Genomic DNA, 18,422 nt, shown 5'->3' with positions numbered 1-18,422 from the left:
ACGATGACCGAACGTCAGAAGGACCGTCCGTGGCTCATGCGGACGTACGCGGGTCACTCGACCGCCGAGGCGTCCAACGAGCTCTACCGGCGCAACCTCGCCAAGGGCCAGACGGGTCTGTCGGTCGCCTTCGACCTGCCGACCCAGACGGGTTACGACCCCGACCACATCCTCGCCCGCGGCGAGGTCGGCCGGGTCGGCGTGCCCGTCTCGCACCTCGGCGACATGCGCCGGCTGTTCCAGGACATCCCGCTGGAACGGATGAACACCTCGATGACGATCAACGCCACCGCGATGTGGCTGCTGGCGCTCTACCAGGTGGTCGCCGAGGAGCAGGGCGCCGACGCGGGGAAGCTCCAGGGCACCACGCAGAACGACATCGTCAAGGAGTACCTCTCGCGCGGGACGCACGTCTTCCCGCCCGGCCCCTCGCTGCGGCTGACCACCGACATGATCACGTACACGGTCAACCGCATCCCGAAGTGGAACCCGATCAACATCTGCAGCTACCACCTCCAGGAGGCGGGGGCCACCCCGGTCCAGGAGATCGCCTACGCCATGTCGACGGCCGTCGCGGTCCTCGACGCGGTGCGCGAATCCGGGCAGGTGCCCGAGGAGAAGTTCGGCGATGTGGTCGCCCGGATCTCCTTCTTCGTGAACGCGGGCGTCCGGTTCGTCGAGGAGATGTGCAAGATGCGCGCCTTCGGCCGGATCTGGGACCGGGTCACCCGGGAGCGCTACGGAATCACCGACGCCAAGCAGCGTCGCTTCCGTTACGGCGTCCAGGTCAACTCACTCGGCCTGACCGAGGCGCAGCCGGAGAACAACGTCCAGCGCATCGTGCTGGAGATGCTGGCCGTCACCCTCTCCAAGGACGCCCGCGCCCGCGCGGTGCAGCTGCCCGCCTGGAACGAGGCACTGGGGCTGCCGCGCCCGTGGGACCAGCAGTGGTCGCTCCGTATCCAGCAGGTACTCGCCCATGAGAGCGACCTGCTGGAGTACGAGGACATCTTCGCCGGGTCCCACGTCATCGAGGCCAAGGTGGACGAGCTGGTCACCGACTCGCTCGCCGAGATCGACCGGATCCAGCAGATGGGCGGCGCCATGGCGGCCGTCGAATCCGGCTATCTCAAGTCCGAGCTGGTCTCCTCGCACGCCGCCCGGCGGGCCCGGATCGAGGGCGGCGACGAGAAGATCGTCGGCGTCAACATCTACGAGAGCACCGAGCCCAGTCCGCTCACCGCCGACCTCGACGCCGCGATCATGACGGTGGACCCGGCGAACGAGGCCAAGGTCGTCGCGGCGCTCCAGGAGTGGCGCGACAACCGCGACGAGGCCCGCGCCACGGAGGCGCTGGCCGTCCTGAAGAAGGCCGCCGCGGGCACCGAGAACATGATGGAGGCCACCGTCGAGTGCGCCCGCGCGGGCGTCACCACGGGCGAGTGGTCCTGGGCGCTGCGGGATGTCTTCGGCGAGTTCCGCGCCCCGACCGGGGTGTCGTCCGCCCCGGTCGCGGTGACGGCCGAGGAGGGCACCCCGCTGGCCCTCGTACGCGAGAAGGTTGCCCGGACCGCCGCGGACCTGGGCGCGGGACGGCTGCGGCTGCTGGTCGGCAAGCCCGGCCTGGACGGGCACTCCAACGGTGCCGAGCAGATCGCGGTACGCGCCCGCGACGCCGGGTTCGAGGTCGTCTACCAGGGCATCCGCCTCACACCCGAGCAGATCGTCTCGGCCGCCGTCGCCGAGGACGTGCACTGCGTCGGCCTGTCGATCCTGTCCGGCTCGCACGCCGCGCTGGTGCCCGACGTGCTGACCCGGCTCCGCCGGGCCGGCGCGGGCGACATCCCGGTGATCGTGGGCGGAATCATCCCGCCGGCCGACGCCGAGGCCCTGATCGGGGCCGGTGTCGCCGCCGTGTTCACCCCGAAGGACTTCGGCATCACGGAGATCATCGGCCGTATCGTCGACGAGATCCGGAAAGCGAACAAGCTCGACCCTCTGGAGGTTCCCGCATGACTGCCGTAAACCGCCTGCGTCCGCGCCGCTCGTGTCTGGCCGTGCCCGGCTCGAACCCGCGCTTCCTGGAGAAGGCCCAGGGCCTCCCGGCGGACCAGGTCTTCCTGGACCTGGAGGACGCGTGCGCGCCGCTCGCCAAGGAGGGCGCCCGCCATCACATCGTCGACGCGCTGAACAACGGCGACTGGACGGGCAAGACCCGGGTCGTGCGGGTCAACGACTGGACGACGCACTGGACGTACCGCGACGTCATCACGGTCGTCGAGGGCGCGGGCCCGAACCTCGACTGCATCATGCTGCCGAAGGTCCAGGACGCCCAGCAGGTCGTCGCCCTGGACCTGCTGCTCACCCAGATCGAGAAGACGATGGGCTTCGAGGTCGGGAAGATCGGCATCGAGGCGCAGATCGAGAACGCCAAGGGCCTGGTGAACATCGACGACATCGCGGGCGCCTCGCCCCGGCTGGAGACCCTGATCTTCGGCCCGGCGGACTTCATGGCGTCGATCAACATGAAGACCCTGGTCGTCGGCCAGCAGCCGCCCGGGTACGGCGCGGACGCGTACCACTACATCCTGATGCGCATTCTGATGGCGGCCCGCACGCACGACCTCCAGGCGATCGACGGCCCGTTCCTCCAGATCCGTGACGTGGACGCGTACCGCGAGGTCGCGGGTCGTGCGGCGGCCCTCGGTTTCGACGGCAAGTGGGTGCTGCACCCCGGCCAGGTCGACGCGGCCAACGAGGTGTTCTCGCCCTCGCAGGACGACTACGACCACGCCGAGCTGATCCTCGACGCCTACGACTGGTGCACCTCCGAGGCGGGCGGCCGGAAGGGCTCGGCGATGCTCGGCGACGAGATGATCGACGAGGCCAGCCGCAAGATGGCCCTGGTCATCGCGGGCAAGGGCCGGGCGGCAGGCATGGAGCGCACCTCCAAGTTCGAAGCTCCGGAGGCCTGAGATGCAGTTCGGACGCACGTACGAGGAATTCGAGATCGGTGCGATCTACAAGCACTGGCCAGGAAAGACCGTCACCGAATATGACGACCACCTCTTCTGTCTGTTGACCATGAACCATCACCCGCTGCACATGGACAGCAACTACGCGGAGAGCGCGACCGACTTCGGCAAGAACGTCGTCGTCGGGAACTACGTCTACTCGCTTCTGCTCGGCATGTCGGTGCCGGACGTCTCCGGCAAGGCGATCGCCAATCTGGAGGTCGAGTCGCTGAAGCACGTCGCGCCGACCTTCCACGGCGACACGGTCTACGGCGAGACGACGGTCCTGGACAAGACTCCGTCGAGGTCCAAGAGCGACCGCGGAATCGTCCATGTGGAGACCAGGGGGTACAAGCAGGACGGCACGCTGATCTGCGTGTTCCGTCGCAAGGTGATGGTCCCCACGGAGACGTACATCAAGGAGCGGGGCGGAGAACAGCCCGGCCGCCCGGAGCCGAAGCAGCCCGCGCAGAAGAACGTGGAGAAGTAGCCATGCCCCGACTCGCCCAGACTGCCGGCCTCAGCGATGTCCAGCAGGAAATCCTCTCCACGGTCCGGGATTTCGTCGACAAGGAAATCATTCCGGTCGCGACCCGACTGGAGCATCGCGACGAATATCCGACCGAAATCGTCGAGGGACTCAAGGAACTCGGCCTTTTCGGATTGATGATTCCCGAAGAGTACGGCGGGCTGGGTGAGTCCCTGCTCACATATGCGCTGTGCGTGGAGGAAATCGCCCGCGGCTGGATGAGCGTGTCGGGAATCATCAACACGCACTTCATCGTGGCGTACATGCTCAAGCAGCACGGTACCCAGGAGCAGAAGGACACGTTCCTACCCCGGATGGCACTGGGCGAGGTCCGCGGCGCGTTCTCGATGTCGGAGCCGGCGCTGGGCTCCGACGTCTCGGCGATCAGCTCCAAGGGCGTCAGGGAGGGCGACCAGTACGTACTGAACGGCCAGAAGATGTGGCTGACGAACGGCGGCACGTCCAATCTCGTCGCCGTCCTGTGCCGGAGTGACGAAGGCCACCCCGAGGGCACGCCGCCCCACAAGTCGATGACGACGTTCCTGGTGGAGAAGGAACCCGGATTCGGCGAGGTCCGGCCCGGTCTCACCATCCCCGGGAAGATCGACAAGATGGGCTACAAGGGCGTCGACACGACCGAACTCATCATGGACGGACTACACATTCCGGCCAATCGCGTACTCGGCGGCACCACCGGCCGAGGATTTTACCAAATGATGGACGGCGTGGAGGTCGGCCGGGTAAATGTCGCTGCGCGTGGCTGCGGCGTCGCGCAGCGTGCGTTCGAGCTGGGCGTTTCCTACGCACAACAGCGCCACACCTTCGGAAAACCGATCGCCGAGCACCAGGCGATCCAGTTCAAGTTGGCCGAAATGGCCACCAAGGTCGAGGCCGCTCATGCGATGATGGTAAATGCAGCTCGCAAAAAGGACTCCGGGGAGCGAAACGACCTGGAGGCAGGGATGGCGAAGTACCTCGCCTCCGAATACTGCAAGGAAGTCGTCGAGGACGCCTTCCGGATCCACGGCGGTTACGGCTTCTCCAAGGAGTACGAGATCGAGCGCCTCTACCGAGAGGCCCCGATGCTGCTGATCGGTGAAGGTACCGCCGAGATCCAGAAAATGATCATCGGGCGCCGACTCCTCGAGGAGTACCGAATCCAGGGTTGATTGCACCTTTCATGGCGATTTAGCCGCGAAGAAGATCACACCCTGTCATCCTCATCCGGTGCCTTCCAGACGTCCGACTCGGCTGCTGGCTTGCCCAGTTGCGGTCCGCAACCGATAACATCGCCGGAATAGCCGCCGTCCCCCGTTGCCAGCGCGGCATCATCCGCTACGAAGGTCATCCATGCCCGACAGCCATTCCTCTGCACCACGCGGCGGGGTCCGCCTTGCACGCGGAGCTTCGCCGTGGCTCCTCCCGACCGTCGCCACCGCCGCACTCAGTCTGACCCGGGCCCGCAGGTCCGGGCGCTGGGCGGCGGTGGCCGTGCCCACCACCGCGCTCGCGGCGGGCATGTTGTGGTTCTTCCGCGACCCCGAGCGCGAGATCACCCAGGGTCGCGTCATCTCACCGGCCGACGGCGTGGTGCAGAGCATCATGCCGTGGAAGGACGGGCGTACTCGCGTCGCGATCTTCATGAGCCCGCTGAACGTCCACGTCAACCGCGCGCCACTGGCCGGCACGGTGACATCGGTCGAGCACATCCCCGGTGGCTTCGTTCCGGCGTTCAACAAGGAGAGCGAGAACAACGAGCGCGTTGTCTGGCACTTCGACACCGAGCTCGGCGACATCGAGATGGTGCAGATCGCGGGTGCCGTTGCCCGCCGCATCGTCCCGTACATCCCGCAGGGCACGAAGGTGGACCAGGGCGAGCGGATCGGCCTGATCCGGTTCGGCTCCCGGGTCGACATCTACCTTCCGGAAGGTATCGATGTCGCGGTCGAGGTCGGCCAGGCCACCACCGCGGGGGTGACTCGAATTGACCGTGATTGATCCCGATACACAGACAGGCTGGGCGCCCGAGGCGGAGGACGAGGACGACGCCGAGGACATGCCCCTCTCCATGCGGCTGTCGATAGCGGACACCCTCACTCTCGGTAACGCCACGTGCGGTTTCATGGCGGTGTACTTCACCACCACGGGCATCCTCATCCCGCACCTCACGGGCAGCGACGAGAGCGGCATGGCCCGGCACTCCGCGGCCACCGCCGTGATCCTCATGCTCATGGCCGCGATCTTCGACCTGTTCGACGGACTCGTGGCACGCAAGCTGCGCTCCTCGCCGATGGGTGCCGAGCTGGACAACCTCTCGGACCTCGTCAGCTTCGGGCTCGCCCCGGCGTACTTCGTCCTCGTCTACGGCATGGTCGCGGACGACGCACACCAGCGGGTCTCCGCCCTCGCGGCGATCGTCGTGCTGCTGGCGGTGGTGCTCAGGCTTGCGAGATTCTCCTGCGTGACCTTGAAGGACGGCATGTTCCAGGGCATGCCGAGCCCCTTCGGAGCGCTCACGGTCATCTCGATCGTGCTCCTGGAGCTGCCCTTCGTGCCGACGCTGCTCGCGATCGTCGGAGTGGCGTGGCTGATGGTCAGCCGGGTCGAGTACCCCAAACCGCGGGGCGTCCTCGCGGTGGCGATGCTCGGCTGGATCGTGGCCGCGATGGGGCTCCTGGCCGCATGGGCGTTCGACGCCCCCGGCGGTCAGCTGCTGCTCCAGACCGGCTGTGCGCTCCAGGTGGTCCTGGGAGCGGTCATCCCGCTCTTCGCGACCGCCCGCCGGGTGAACACCTTCCGTGACAACCGGCGCGAGGCACGGGCAGCACAACTGCCGTAACGGCTCGCACGTCATGCACGAGGGCCCGGATGCTCCCCAGCATCCGGGCCCTCGTGCATGTCCGGGGGGCGGTACGGCAAGGGCGCCCGACACCCTCGACGGCAGCAGTTTTTTACGTATGAATGCCGATCTTTTGCACAATCGCCGAGGTCGTTGCGGCCACGCCCGTCGAAGCCCATTGTTCACAAGGATCGCGCACACTGTCGAGTGAGTCCGGAGCCTCGCAGGCCTCGCCCGTCGATCGACATAGCGCCCACATCGCTCACACTTCACCGGCCTGAGTCATGAATTTGAGTAACCAAAGCAGAATCTTGCACATTGGCATGGACTTCCTTGCGGGACTGCTCCTAGCCTGTGGGGCGTCCGAAGAGCCCCCACGAGCCGCAAGGACGACTGATACGTGACTCCACCTCCCAGGCGCCAGTTGCTCAGACGCTCCATATCCGCCTCTCTCTCGCTGGCACTCGCCGCGTTCGGCACCGCTGCCGCCGTGGTCCTCTCCAGTGCTCCGCCAGCCCGGGCCGCAGGGGTCCCCGCCCCCTCCCCCATGGCGGTTCCCGGTCGCGGTGCGACCGTTCCGTTCAAGGAGCAGGAAGCCGAGTACGCGGCCACCAACGGCACGCTGATCGGCCCGAACCGGCTGTACGGCACCCTGCCCTCCGAGGCATCGGGCCGGCAGGCCGTGACCCTGGACGCCGTCGGCGAGTACGTGGAGTTCACGCTCACCGCACCGGCGAACGCGATGTCCTTCCGGTACTCGCTGCCGGACAACGCCGCCGGATCGGGCCGGGACGCCTCGATCAACGTGCTGGTGAACGGCGGATCGCCGAAGGCGGTGCCGGTCACCTCGAAGTACGGCTGGTACTACGGCGGATATCCCTTCAACAACAACCCGGGCGACACCAATCCGCACCACTTCTACGACGAGGCGCGGACCATGTTCGGGTCGACCCTCGCCGCCGGTACGAAGGTCCGGCTGCAGGTCTCCTCCACCTCCGCGTCACCGTCGTTCACCATCGACCTGGCCGACTTCGAGCAGGTGGCCGCACCGACCGGCAAGCCGTCGGGCGCTCTCGACGTGGTCGGTGACTTCGGTGCCGACCCGACCGGGGCCGCCGATTCGACCGCCAAGATCCAGGCGGCCGTGGACGCGGGCAAGGCGCAGGGCCGGGAGGTCTACATCCCGCAGGGCACCTTCCAGGTCCGCGACCACATCATCGTGGACAAGGTGACACTGCGCGGTGCCGGTCCCTGGTACTCCGTACTGACCGGGCGCGATCCCTCGAACCGGAGCAAGGCCGTCGGCGTCTACGGCAAGTACGCCGCGAACGGCGGAAGCAGCAACGTCACGCTCAAGGACTTCGCCATCATCGGCGACATCCAGGAGCGGGTGGACGACGACCAGGTCAACGCCATCGGCGGTGCCCTGTCGAACTCCACGGTCGACAACATCTGGATGCAGCACACCAAGTGCGGCGCCTGGATGGACGGTCCGATGGACAACCTCACCATCAAGAACAGCCGCATCCTGGACCAGACCGCCGACGGCGTGAACTTCCACTACGGCGTCACCAACTCCACCGTCACCAACACCTTCGTCCGCAACTCCGGTGACGACGGACTGGCGATGTGGGCGGAGAACGTCCCGAACGTGAAGAACAAGTTCACGTTCAACACCGTGATCCTGCCGATCCTCGCCAACAACATCGTGACGTACGGCGGCAAGGACATCACGATCTCCGACAACGTCATGTCGGACACCATCACCAACGGTGGCGGACTCCACATCGCCAACCGCTACCCCGGGGTCAACTCCGGTCAGGGAACGGCCGTTTCCGGCACCACCACAGCGGCCCGCAACACCCTGATCCGGACCGGGAACAACGACTTCAACTGGCGCTTCGGTGTCGGCGCGATCTGGTTCAGCGGACTCAACGAGCCCATCAACGCCACCGTCAACATCTCCGACACGGAGATACTGGACAGCTCCTACGCCGCGATCCACCTCATCGAGGGCGCGACCAACGGGCTGAACTTTAACAACATCAAGATCGACGGCGCCGGTACCTACGCGCTCCAGGTCCAGTCGCCGGGCACGGCCACGTTCACCAACGTCGTGGCCACGCACATCGCGCAGCCCAACCCGATCCACAACTGCGTCGGCAGCGGCTTCCAGATCACCCGGGGCACCGGCAACTCCGGCTGGTACGCGGACCCGCCGGCCTGCACCGGCAACTGGCCGGACCCGGTGTGGACCAACGGCGGTGTGCCGCAGGGCGGCAACGGTCCGACCGATCCCCCCACCGATCCGCCGACGGACCCGCCGACCGACACGGGCAACCTCGCCCAGGGCCGTCCGGTGACCGAATCGGGCCACGCGGACGTGTACAGCGCGTCCAACGCGGTGGACGGGAACGCGAACACCTACTGGGAGAGCACCAACCGGGCCTTCCCGCAGACGATCACCGTCGACCTCGGAGCGGCCAAGGCCGTCAAGCGACTGGTCCTGAAACTGCCGCCCGCGGCCGCCTGGTCCACCCGCACGCAGACCCTGAGCGTGTCGGGAAGCACCGACAACAGCACGTTCAACTCACTCAAGGGCTCGGCGGGTTACACCTTCGATCCGTCGAGCGGCAACAAGGCGACCGTCACCCTGCCCGGCACATCGGCCCGCTATCTGCGGCTGACGTTCACCGGCAACACCGGGTGGCCCGCGGCACAGCTCTCCGAACTGGAGGCGTACACCAGCTGATCCTGCCACGGCCGGTCGCCGGACGGCGCGCCCCACGCGTCCGTCCGGCGACCGGTCGCCGCTGTTTCAGCCGGTTCGGCTACTCCAGTTGCTTCGGCTGCTTCAGTGTGTGGGGATTCGCTGCGCGTAAGCGCCTGTGGTCCCGCTTCCGGTCGCAGCTCGGCGTGCAGCCCAAGCGCGCCATGAAGCTGGTCCGCTTCGACCATGCCGCCCACCGCCCGGTCGCGGGTGACCGAGCGGCCCGGGTCGCGGCCGACGCCGGCTACGCCGACCAGTCCCACCTGCATCGTGACGTCATGGCGTACACCGGGGAAACGCCCGCGACCGTGGCCGGTGAGCGGTTCCTCGCCGTCGACGACATCGCATGGCCCGGCCGCGGAACACCCGCCGGGACTACGGGACTCACGTCTCCGGGGATCTGCGGCTCGGCCGCCGGCCGGAGGTGGGACGGGTACTGAGGTGATCCCCCGTGATGCGGACACCATCTGACACCCTCGTTCGTGGATGCGATGATCTGCCGATGGGTGTTCTCTACGGCTACTTCGCCGCTTCCGACGACCACGACGCCGTTCGAGCCGTCGACCGCGACGACGAGATGCCCAGCGGGACCGGCTACGACCAACTGGTGGTCAAGGGCATCGACCCGGTGGTCGAGTTGATGACCGCCGAGGCACTCGTGACAGGCCGGTCCGCCGCCGCGGTTCGGTCCGACCCGCGACACGGCAGCCTCGTCGCCATGGTGGGGGACGGCGAACTGGTGGTGGTGACCCTGACGGACACCATTCGCGACTCCCTCGCGACTTGCGGCGCCGAGTCCTTGCGCGACGTCGCCACCAACTGGTCGGGCGCCGAGGGCTCGTTCGCCTACCCGGCCGACCCCGACGACCTCGCCGGCTTCCTGGCACAGCTCTCCGAACTCGCCGGCCGCGCGGTCACGCGGGGCGCCCGCCTCTACTGCTGGATCTGCCCCTGAGCCGGTCGCCGCATCGGGCAGGTGCGCGAGACTCCGACAGCACCGTTCGAGGCGCGGGGTCCGGGGCGGTGCCCCGGTTCGGGAGGCGGCGGGTGGGCGGGTCCGCCCATCACGGGTCGGTCCATCACGGGTCGGTCCATCACGGGTCGGTCCGCCATCGCAGTTGCGCCCCGCCGCCCCGCCCCCCGTCAGCTCACCGGAGGAAAGCCGCTCACCGCAGGAAGTCCCGGGCGATGGACTCCGCCGCCCGTTCCAGCAGCGGCCCCGCCTCGGCCATGCACACCGCCGGATCCGGCTCCAGCGCGGTGAGCGCGTACGCACGGCGGATCCCGGCCCGTCCGAGCGCTTCCGGCGCCAGGGTGAGGCGGCCGCAGACCGCGACGACCTCGATGCCTGCCGCGCGGGCCGCCGCGGCGACCCCCGCAGGGGCCTTGCCGTGCAGGGTCTGCTCGTCCAGCGAGCCCTCACCGGTGATCACCAGCGTGGCGCGGGCCAGGGCGGGAGCGAAGCCGAGCACGTCGAGCATCACGTCGATCCCCGGGCGGAACCGAGCGCCGAGGGCGACCAGCGCCCCGTATCCGATACCGCCCGCCGCCCCTGCCCCGGGCAGTGCCGCGTGGTCCGGCCCCAGCACGGACGCGTAGTGGGCGAGCGCCGCGTCGAGGATCGCGATGTCCTCCTCGGTCGCCCCCTTCTGGCGCCCGTACACCTCCGGCGCGCCCGTCGGCCCGGTCAGCGGGTTGTCGACATCGCTCGCGAGGATCAGGTCGACCGCGGCGAGCCGCGGGTCGAGCCCGGACAGATCGGCCGAGGCGAGATCGGCGAGCCCGCCGCCGCCGGGGCCCACGAGCTTGCCGTCCGGGTCCAGGAACCGGGCGCCGAGCGCGGCCAGCATGCCCGCCCCGCCGTCCGTGGTCGCACTGCCGCCGACCCCGAACACAATGGTCCGCGCACCCGCTTCGAGCGCGGCGAGCAGCAGTTCACCGGAGCCGTAGGTGGTCGCGGTGAGCGGGGCGAACACGCCCGCGGGCAGGTGCTGGAGGCCCGAGGCCTCGGCCATCTCCACGACCGCCGTGGTGTCGCGCAGGGCGTACGCCGCCGTCACCGGCTCCCCCAGCGGCCCGGTCACCCGTGCCTCGCGGCGCTCGAACCCGGCGGCCACCGCAGCCGCGACCGTGCCGTCGCCGCCGTCCGCCACGGGCAGGGTCTCGACCTGCACCTCGGGGGCGATGCGCCGCAGCCCGGCCGCGACCCGTTCCGCGACCTGCACGGCTGTGAGCGAGCCCTTGAACTTGTCCGCCGCGACGAGCACGCGTGCGGCCTTCATCACTGCTCCGTCCGTCACCTTGATTCCCTTTGCTTTCGAACAGGCAGTCGCGCCGCCCCGACCCTATCCGGACCACCCGCTCCCTGCCCATGGGTGTCCGTGCCCTGGACCTGCGACGGCGACTCGCTAGGCTGCCCGTGTGACCACCGATGACTACGCCACGTATATCGACGGACTTCCCAAGGTGATTGCGGGCGCGGCCTGCATCTTCCTCGACGCGGAGGGACGGCTGCTGCTCGTGGAGCCGAACTACCGGGACGACTGGACGCTGCCCGGCGGCACGATCGAGTCGGCCGGGGGCGAGACCCCCCGGCAGGCGGCACGGCGCGAGTCGGCCGAGGAGATCGGTCTCGACCTGGAGCCGGGCCGGCTGCTCGCGGTCGACTGGGCGCGCGGCACCGCGCGGCCGCCGATCGTCGCCTATGTCTACGACGGCGGCGTACTCGACGAGCGACAGCTGAAGGCGGTGCGAATCCAGGAGGACGAGCTGCTGTCCTGGAAGCTGGTCGACCGGGCGGAGCTCGGCAGCCATCTGCCCCGCGGCCTGGGGCTGCGGGTGAAGGCAGCACTGGACGTCCTGGATTCGGGCGCGGGCGCGGCGGAGCTGGAGGACGGCCTGCCCGTCGGTTGACGGGACGCGCACGTCGGTCGAGGGGACACGGGCCGGGGCCGGCCGATATCGCCTCGCCCGGGACGCCGGTCGCTGCGTACGCTCGGTGCATGACACTCGTGGCGATCCTCAGCGGCGCCGGCATCTCCACGGACTCCGGCATCCCCGACTACCGCGGCCCGAACGGCGTCTGGCGCAAGGACCCGGAGGCCGAGAAGCTCGTCCGCTACGAGCTGTACATGGCCGATCCGGAGATCCGCCGCCGCTCCTGGCAGATGCGGCGCACCAGCGCGACCTGGAACGCCGAACCGAACACGGCCCATCGTGCGGTGGCCGACCTGGAGCGGTCCGGGGTCCCGGTGCGGGTGATCACGCAGAACGTCGACGGTCTGCACCAGCTGGCCGGCCTCTCCGCCCGCAAGGTCCTGGAACTGCACGGCACCGCGCGGCAGGTGGTGTGCACCCGCTGCCACGCCCGTTCGCCGATGGCCGAGGCGCTGGAGCGGGTCGAGGCCGGGGAGCCGGACCCGCCGTGCACGGGGTGCGGCGGCATCCTCAAGTCGGCGACAGTGATGTTCGGCGAACGGCTCGACCCGGTGGTGCTGGGCGACGCGATGTCGATCGCCAAGGGCTGCGAGGTGTTCATCGCGGTCGGTACGTCCCTCCAGGTACAGCCCGCGGCCTCACTGGCCGGGATCGCGGCGGAGCACGGGGCGCGGCTGATCGTGATGAACGCCGAGCCGACGCCGTACGACGCACTGGCTCAGGAGACCATCCGGGAACCGATCGGCACCGCGCTGCCCGTACTGCTCGACCGCCTGGCGGAGGAGGCCGGTACGGCATCGGGCGCCCCGGGCTCCGCCGACGTCTGAGCACGAGCCGGACGAGGGGCCCTGGGGCCCGCCCCCGGCTCGATCGGGTGAACTGCCCCGCTGCCGGGTGCGGTAATGTTGAGGGCTGCGAAGGGGAGTAGCCCTGCAAACCGGTCGTCGACACACTGGAACCTCCGGGTTCCCGGTGGCCGGGTTCGTGGATCATCACGGACGGGCGAGACCTTCGGTCAGGTATGACACACCCGCGTCCCGTGGGTGCCGCCGTCATGCCGGGCCGAGTGGTCCTCCGAACAGCCCGAGTGGCACTTCGCGGAAGACCCGGGGCCCGGCTCTTACAGAAAGCCACCCGGAATGCATCTCGACCCCCTGGCGATCCTCACCGCTTTCGGGCTGATCTTCCTCGCGGAGCTCCCCGACAAGACGATGTTCGCGTCGCTGGCCATGGGCACGCGCATGCGCCCGCTCTATGTCTGGTTCGGTACGTCGTCCGCGTTCATCGTCCATGTCGCCATCGCGGTCGGCGCCGGCGGCCTTCTCGGTCTGCTGCCCGGCTGGATCGTCAAGGTCGTCTCGGCGTCCCTCTTCGCGTTCGCGGCGTTCATGCTCCTGCGTACCGGCGGGGGCGACGACGAGGACGAGAGCGCCCCGAAGACCGTGACCGGTTTCTGGCCGGTGTACTCGACCGCGTTCATGGCGGTGTTCATCAGCGAATGGGGTGACCTCACCCAGATCACGACGGCCAACCTGGCCGCGAGCAACGGCGCCTGGTCCACCGCGATCGGGTCCGCGGCCGCCCTGATGTCCGTATCGGCGCTGGCGCTGCTCGCCGGGCGTTTCATCGCCAATCGCGTACCGCTGAAGACGGTCCAGCGCATCGGCGGACTGTGCATGCTGGGGCTGGCGATCTGGACGGTCACCGAGATCTTCATCGGCTGACGGGAAGGACCCCGGCGCACAGAACGCGGCACGGGGTGCTGGTGCGGGCCCGCCCGATGGCTGTCCGGGCGGGCCCGCACCCGTGCGCTGCGAGAGTCCTTCCGGTACCCGCACCGGCTAGAAGAGTGCCTGGACGGTGTCCTGCGTACCGTTCTCGAAGGCCAGCAGCTGCTGCTTGCGGTCGAGCCCGCCGCCGTAGCCGGTGAGGCTCCCGGACGCCCCGATCACCCGGTGACAGGGCACGATGATGCCGACCGGGTTCTTGCCGTTGGCCAGTCCCACCGCACGTGAGGCCCCGGGCTTGCCGAGGATCTCGGCCAGTTCGCCGTACGAACGGGTCTCGCCGTACGGAATCCGCTGGAGTTGCGCCCAGACGGTGCGCTGGAACGGGGTGCCGTCGAGGTGCAGCGGCAGGGTGAACTCCCTCAGTTCACCGGCGAAGTAGGCGTCCAGTTGCCGGATCACCTCGGCGAAGGGGCCGGGATCGGGCTCGCCGAAGGTCTCCTCGGGCGGCCGGTGCCGCTGATCGGTCATGTAGAGGCCGGCGAGGACCCCGTCGGTGGCGACGAGGGTCAGCGGGCCGTAGGGGCTGTCGATCACGGTATGCCGCCTGGACCGGGTCGGGGTGGTGCTTGCTGCGGTCACGATGGACTTCCTTGTGCGGGAAGGTGGTTGATGGGGTGGTCGTCGACGGTCCACAGATACTGGACCGCGTACGCCCGCCAGGGTCGCCAGGCCGCCGCGCGGGCGGTGAGTGCGGCCGGTGTCGCGGGGAGACCGAGGTGCTGCGCGGATCGCCGGATGCCGAGATCCGTCGGCAGGAAGGCGTCCGGATCGCCGAGTGCCCGCATGGCGATGACCTCGACGGTCCACGGTCCGAAGCCGGGCAGCGCGGCCAGTTCGGCCCGCGCCTGCTCCCAGTCGGTGTCGGTGCCGAGCCGCAGCGAACCGTCCGCCAGGGCCTCGACGAGTGTGGTGAGCGTGCGGCGGCGGCTGCGCGGCAGGGCCAGCTGCTCGGGGTCGAGTCCGGCCAGCGCCTCGGGTGCCGGGAAGAGGTGGGTGAGACCGCCCTCCTGATCGTCGACGGGTGTGCCGTGGGCGGTGACCAGCCGGGCCGCGTGGGTGCGGGCCGCGGCGGTCGACACCTGCTGGCCGAGCACGGCCCGGACGGCGAACTCCGCACCGTCGACGGTCCTCGGCACCCGCCGGCCCGGCGCCTTGTCGACCAGCGGGGCGAGCAGCGGATCGGCGCGGAGCTGTTCGTCGACGGCGACCGGGTCGGCGTCGAGGTCCAGCAGCCAGCGGCAGCGGCTGATGGCCAGGGTGAGATCGCGCGGGTCGGTGAGCGAGAGCCGGCAGGCGATGTGGTCCGGGTGCGGGGTGAGGGCGACGATGCCGTGCCCGTACGGCAGATCGAGCGTGCGGCGGTAGGCGCCGTCGCGCCACTCCTCCACGCCCGGGACGGCCGTCACGGCGAGGTGTCCGAAGAGGTTGCTGGGATTGAGCGGTGCGCGGTACGGCAGCCGCAGCTCTATCACGCCCGGCGTGGCCGGAGGCTTCGCCGACCGGGCGGCGCGGCTGCGCAGCTCCCCCGGGGCGAGGGCGAAGACCTCACGGACGGTGTCGTTGAAGGTGCGGATCGAGGAGAACCCGGCCGCGAACGCCACCTCGGCCATGGGCAGCCCGGTGGTCTCGATGAGCACCCGCGCGGTCTGCGCCCGCTGCGCCCTGGCCAACGCAAGCGGCCCCGCCCCCAGCTCCGCGAGCAGCTGCCGTTCGATCTGCCGGGCCGAGTAGCCGAGCCGGGTGGCAAGCCCCGGTACCCCTTCCCGGTCGACGACCCCGTCCCGGATGAGCCGCATCGCACGGGCGACGGAGTCGGCACGGGCGTTCCACTCGGGCGAACCCGGGCTGGTATCGGGCCGGCACCGCTTGCAGGCCCGGAATCCGGCCTGCTGGCAGGCGGCGGAGCTCGGGTAGAAGGTCATGTTCTCGACCTTGGGAGGCACGACGGGGCAGCTCGGCCGGCAGTAGATCCCGGTGGTCAGGACCGCCGTGAAGAACCAGCCGTCGAAGCGGGAGTCCTTGGACCGGACGGCCCGCACGCAGCGCTCTGTGTCGGTGTGCATGGTTCAAGCATGGGGTACCCGGCAGGGCCGCGGCTGGCGAGAATCCGACATCAGCCTTGAGCTGCCCGCAGCCTTTCCCGGTCCGCGGTCAGTAGACATCGCGGAGGTACCGTTTGCCGGCGGCGAGCTGCGTGACGTACAGGGCCGCTCCCTCGTGATCGAGTCCGCCGTGTGTGACGGCGATGTCGCGCAGCGCCCGGTCGACGTCCTTGGCCGTGCGCGCCGCATCGCCGCAGACGTGGAAGTGGGCGCCGTCCCGGAGCCAGGACCAGCGCTTCGCGCCGTGTTCGCACATCCGGTCCTGCACATAGACCTTGGCGCGCTGGTCGCGGGAGAACGCGGTGTCCAGGCGGGTGAGGGTGCCGTCGGCGAGGAAGGCCGCCAGCTCGTCCTCGTAGTAGAAGTCCGTGGCACGGTGCGCGGTGGGCGACCACGGCGAGGTTCTGGGCGTCGATGTCACGCACGCGATGCTCGGCGCTGCGGCCCGCACCGGACGCGCCGGCCTCGCCCGTCTCCTTCTCGTGGACTGCCACAGCCTGCCGCTGCGCTCCGGGGCGGTGCACGGGATCTTCGGGGCGGGGCTGCTGGACCATGTGCACGACCCGGACGCCGCGCTCCGGGAGTGGGCCCGGGTCACCGCCCGGGACGGCGTCCTGGCGCTCTTCCACCCCTCCGGCCGCGCGGAACGCGCCGCCCGGCACGGCCGCCCGCTGAGCCCCGACGATCCGCTCGCCCGGCCGAACCTGGAGCCCGCGCTGCGGCGGGCCGGCTGGCGCCTCGTCGAGCACGACGACGCCGAGTCCCACTTCCTCGCCCTCGCGGACCTGTCCCGAGCCTGAACGGAAGGCTCGCCTGCCTCCCACCTGAACGGAACGCTTGCCCGTCCCGCCCCTGAACGGAAAGCTCGCCCGTCCTCCGCCTGAGCGGGATGCTTGCCCGTCCCGCCCCTCAGCGGAAGGCTCGAGCGGGGGTCATCTGCCGCGGGACGGCCCCGACTCGCGCAGCCGCCGCCATACCGCCTTGGCCGCGTGGTGTCCGGACATGCCGTGCACGCCGGGTCCGGGCGGGGTCGCCGACGAGCAGATGAACACCGCCGGATGCGCCGTCGCGTACGGCACCCGGGCGAGCTTGGGACGGATCACCGTCTGCAGCCCCGCGAAGGCGCCGCAGCCGATGTCGCCGTCCACGTAGTTCGCGTTGCGCGCGGCGAGTTGGGGCGGTCCCGTCACCGCGCGGGCGAGCACCAGATCGCGGAAGCCGGGGGCGAAGCGCTCCAGTTGGCGTTCGATGACCTCGGTGGCGTCGCCCTCCCAGCCGGCCGGGACATGCCCGTACACCCAGAACACGTGCTTGCCCTCGGGGGCGCGGGTCGGGTCGATGAGGCTGGGCTGGGAGGTGATCAGGAACGGCACCTCGGGGTCGCGGCCGGTGACCGCGGCGCGCAGGGCCGCGTCGATCTCGCCGGCCGTGGGGCCGAGGTGGACCGTGCCGGCCAGGCGGGCCTCCTCGGCGGTCCAGGGGACGGGGCCCGACAGCGCGTAGTCGATTTTGAAGCAGGAGGCCCCGTAGCGGTAACCACGGTAGGTGTTGCCCAGTCCGGCGATCCGGGCCAGCGCGGTCGGTGAGGTGTCGAAGATGTAGGCGCGGGCGGGCGGCAGCTCGTCCAGGCGCTTGACCTCCGTACCGGTGCGGATGACACCGCCCTGTTCCCGCAGGTACGAGGCGAGGGCGTCGGAGATGGCCTGGGAGCCGCCACGCGGCACCGGCCAGCCCTTCTCGTGCGCGGCCAGCGCGAAGAGCAGGGCGATTCCGCCGGTCGCGAACCCGCTGGTGGGGGCTATGGCGTGGGCGGCCAGTCCGGCGAACAGGCCGCGCGCCTTCTCGCCGCCGAAGCGGCGGGACAGGAGCGTGGCGGGCTGGATGGCGTCGAGCCCGAACCGCGCCCAGCGGTACGGGTCGCGCGGCAGCCCGTCCCACGGGGTGCGCAGGAAGTCCCGGGCGAGGGTGTCCCAGTGGCCGAGGAACGGCGCGACGAGCCTGCGGTACGCCCCCGCGTCGTGCGCTCCGAGCGACATGGCGCTCTCCCCCACCGAGCCGGACAGCACGGCGGCGGACCCGTCCGGGAACGGGTGGGCGAGGGCCAGCCGGGGCTGGATCCATTCCAGGCCGTGCCGGGCGAGCGGCATCGCGTCGAAGGCGGGCGAGCCGATGCCCAGCGGGTGGACCGCCGAGCAGGGGTCGTGGCGGAAGCCGGGGAGCGTGAGCTCCTCCGTACGGGCTCCGCCGCCGACGGTCCGGCCGGCTTCGAAGACCTCCACCGCGTAGCCGCGGCGGGCCAGTTCGGCTGCGGCGGTCAGCCCGTTGGGGCCTGCCCCCACGACGACTGCATCGAGCATCGACGGCACCTTCGGACTCCTTTGTCAGCCGACGGTCGGAGTCCCAGGATATTCACAGGCGACGGCGGTGCGGGCACGGGTAGG

Annotated in this window: 16 protein-coding genes and 2 pseudogenes; 13 read left to right on the top strand and 5 right to left on the bottom strand. The window is 69.8% G+C overall.

Annotated elements, in window-relative coordinates; genetic code table 11:
* The first annotated feature begins 3 nt into the window (after positions 1-3).
* The 9 genes and pseudogenes from FHX80_RS26555 (at position 4) to FHX80_RS26515 (ending at position 10,107) form a co-directional block, all read left to right on the top strand.
* Positions 4-2,016: a protein meaA gene (locus FHX80_RS26555; protein ID WP_145766493.1), complete on the top strand. Its 2,013-nt coding sequence runs from the start codon at positions 4-6 to the stop codon at positions 2,014-2,016.
* Complete coding sequence (locus FHX80_RS26550) at positions 2,013-2,975, top strand: HpcH/HpaI aldolase/citrate lyase family protein (RefSeq protein ID WP_145766492.1); 963 nt, start codon at positions 2,013-2,015, stop codon at positions 2,973-2,975. Before FHX80_RS26555 ends, FHX80_RS26550 begins: the two co-directional genes overlap by 4 nt.
* Position 2,976: 1 nt before the next feature.
* Positions 2,977-3,504: a MaoC family dehydratase gene (locus tag FHX80_RS26545; RefSeq protein WP_145766491.1), complete on the top strand. Its 528-nt coding sequence runs from the start codon at positions 2,977-2,979 to the stop codon at positions 3,502-3,504.
* A 2-nt stretch (positions 3,505-3,506) separates the two neighbouring features.
* Complete coding sequence (locus FHX80_RS26540) at positions 3,507-4,712, top strand: acyl-CoA dehydrogenase family protein (protein WP_145766490.1); 1,206 nt, start codon at positions 3,507-3,509, stop codon at positions 4,710-4,712.
* 181 nt (positions 4,713-4,893) lie between these two features.
* Positions 4,894-5,541: a phosphatidylserine decarboxylase gene (locus FHX80_RS26535; protein WP_145766489.1), complete on the top strand. Its 648-nt coding sequence runs from the start codon at positions 4,894-4,896 to the stop codon at positions 5,539-5,541.
* Entirely contained in the window at positions 5,528-6,382 is an 855-nt protein-coding gene (gene pssA, locus FHX80_RS26530; RefSeq protein WP_208764731.1) for a CDP-diacylglycerol--serine O-phosphatidyltransferase, read from the top strand. Before FHX80_RS26535 ends, pssA begins: the two co-directional genes overlap by 14 nt.
* A 400-nt stretch (positions 6,383-6,782) precedes the next feature.
* The gene (locus FHX80_RS26525) at positions 6,783-9,134 is read left to right on the top strand and encodes a discoidin domain-containing protein (protein ID WP_145766487.1); all 2,352 of its coding nucleotides are present in this window, start codon (positions 6,783-6,785) and stop codon (positions 9,132-9,134) included.
* A gap of 122 nt (positions 9,135-9,256) precedes the next feature.
* Positions 9,257-9,592: pseudogene (locus FHX80_RS26520) on the top strand (helix-turn-helix domain-containing protein); the annotation flags it as partial.
* Positions 9,593-9,654: 62 nt separating this feature from the next.
* A complete protein-coding gene (locus FHX80_RS26515; RefSeq protein ID WP_145766486.1) occupies positions 9,655-10,107 on the top strand; it encodes a hypothetical protein in 453 nt (150 codons plus the stop codon).
* Between the two features lie 211 nt (positions 10,108-10,318).
* Here FHX80_RS26515 and FHX80_RS26510 read toward each other — a convergent pair whose 3' ends face one another.
* Positions 10,319-11,434 (bottom strand): glycerate kinase, encoded by a 1,116-nt coding sequence (locus FHX80_RS26510; protein ID WP_145767516.1) that lies wholly within the window; start codon positions 11,432-11,434, stop codon positions 10,319-10,321.
* Between the two features lie 139 nt (positions 11,435-11,573).
* Between FHX80_RS26510 and FHX80_RS26505 the strand changes: the two genes are divergently transcribed.
* The 3 genes from FHX80_RS26505 to FHX80_RS26495 all read left to right on the top strand — a co-directional run bounded on the left by FHX80_RS26505 (position 11,574) and on the right by FHX80_RS26495 (position 13,813).
* Positions 11,574-12,065, top strand: coding sequence for an NUDIX domain-containing protein (locus FHX80_RS26505; protein WP_145766485.1), 492 nt, complete (start codon positions 11,574-11,576; stop codon positions 12,063-12,065).
* Between the two features lie 89 nt (positions 12,066-12,154).
* Positions 12,155-12,916, top strand: coding sequence for a Sir2 family NAD-dependent protein deacetylase (locus FHX80_RS26500; protein WP_145766484.1), 762 nt, complete (start codon positions 12,155-12,157; stop codon positions 12,914-12,916).
* A 312-nt stretch (positions 12,917-13,228) separates the two neighbouring features.
* Positions 13,229-13,813, top strand: a complete 585-nt coding sequence (locus tag FHX80_RS26495; protein WP_145766483.1) for a TMEM165/GDT1 family protein — start codon at positions 13,229-13,231, stop codon at positions 13,811-13,813.
* A gap of 117 nt (positions 13,814-13,930) precedes the next feature.
* Here the strand turns inward: FHX80_RS26495 and FHX80_RS26490 are convergent, their stop codons facing one another.
* The 3 genes and pseudogenes from FHX80_RS26490 to FHX80_RS26480 all read right to left on the bottom strand — a co-directional run.
* A complete protein-coding gene (locus tag FHX80_RS26490) occupies positions 13,931-14,458 on the bottom strand; it encodes a methylated-DNA--[protein]-cysteine S-methyltransferase (protein ID WP_145766482.1) in 528 nt (175 codons plus the stop codon).
* Positions 14,455-15,942: an AlkA N-terminal domain-containing protein gene (locus FHX80_RS26485; RefSeq protein ID WP_145766481.1), complete on the bottom strand. Its 1,488-nt coding sequence runs from the start codon at positions 15,940-15,942 to the stop codon at positions 14,455-14,457. The genes FHX80_RS26490 and FHX80_RS26485 overlap by 4 nt, the downstream gene beginning before the upstream one ends.
* An 88-nt stretch (positions 15,943-16,030) precedes the next feature.
* Positions 16,031-16,360: pseudogene (locus FHX80_RS26480) on the bottom strand (hypothetical protein); the annotation flags it as partial.
* A gap of 49 nt (positions 16,361-16,409) precedes the next feature.
* Between FHX80_RS26480 and FHX80_RS26475 the strand changes: the two are divergent.
* Complete coding sequence (locus FHX80_RS26475; RefSeq protein WP_145766480.1) at positions 16,410-16,781, top strand: methyltransferase domain-containing protein; 372 nt, start codon at positions 16,410-16,412, stop codon at positions 16,779-16,781.
* 132 nt (positions 16,782-16,913) lie between these two features.
* On the opposite strand, the gene FHX80_RS26470 is transcribed toward FHX80_RS26475, so the two are convergent.
* The gene (locus FHX80_RS26470) at positions 16,914-18,347 is read right to left on the bottom strand and encodes a phytoene desaturase family protein (protein WP_145766479.1); all 1,434 of its coding nucleotides are present in this window, start codon (positions 18,345-18,347) and stop codon (positions 16,914-16,916) included.
* Positions 18,348-18,422 lie beyond the last annotated feature (75 nt).

The organism is Streptomyces brevispora (genome assembly GCF_007829885.1).
GTDB lineage: Bacteria > Actinomycetota > Actinomycetes > Streptomycetales > Streptomycetaceae > Streptomyces > Streptomyces brevispora.
Note: the sequence above shows the minus strand (reverse complement) of the source record. Positions and strands in the feature narration are given on the sequence as shown.

Excerpts from the sequence above, each read along its gene's own strand:
- FHX80_RS26485 (WP_145766481.1), bottom strand. The coding sequence starts at position 15,942 with ATGCACACCGACACAGAGCGCTGCGTGCGGGCCGTCCGGTCCAAGGAC.
- FHX80_RS26540 (WP_145766490.1), top strand. The coding sequence starts at position 3,507 with ATGCCCCGACTCGCCCAGACTGCCGGCCTCAGCGATGTCCAGCAGGAA.
- FHX80_RS26475 (WP_145766480.1), top strand. The coding sequence starts at position 16,410 with ATGCTCGGCGCTGCGGCCCGCACCGGACGCGCCGGCCTCGCCCGTCTC.
- FHX80_RS26510 (WP_145767516.1), bottom strand. The coding sequence starts at position 11,434 with ATGAAGGCCGCACGCGTGCTCGTCGCGGCGGACAAGTTCAAGGGCTCG.
- FHX80_RS26545 (WP_145766491.1), top strand. The coding sequence starts at position 2,977 with ATGCAGTTCGGACGCACGTACGAGGAATTCGAGATCGGTGCGATCTAC.
- FHX80_RS26555 (WP_145766493.1), top strand. The coding sequence starts at position 4 with ATGACCGAACGTCAGAAGGACCGTCCGTGGCTCATGCGGACGTACGCG.
- FHX80_RS26535 (WP_145766489.1), top strand. The coding sequence starts at position 4,894 with ATGCCCGACAGCCATTCCTCTGCACCACGCGGCGGGGTCCGCCTTGCA.
- FHX80_RS26515 (WP_145766486.1), top strand. The coding sequence starts at position 9,655 with ATGGGTGTTCTCTACGGCTACTTCGCCGCTTCCGACGACCACGACGCC.
- FHX80_RS26495 (WP_145766483.1), top strand. The coding sequence starts at position 13,229 with ATGCATCTCGACCCCCTGGCGATCCTCACCGCTTTCGGGCTGATCTTC.
- FHX80_RS26550 (WP_145766492.1), top strand. The coding sequence starts at position 2,013 with ATGACTGCCGTAAACCGCCTGCGTCCGCGCCGCTCGTGTCTGGCCGTG.
- FHX80_RS26500 (WP_145766484.1), top strand. The coding sequence starts at position 12,155 with ATGACACTCGTGGCGATCCTCAGCGGCGCCGGCATCTCCACGGACTCC.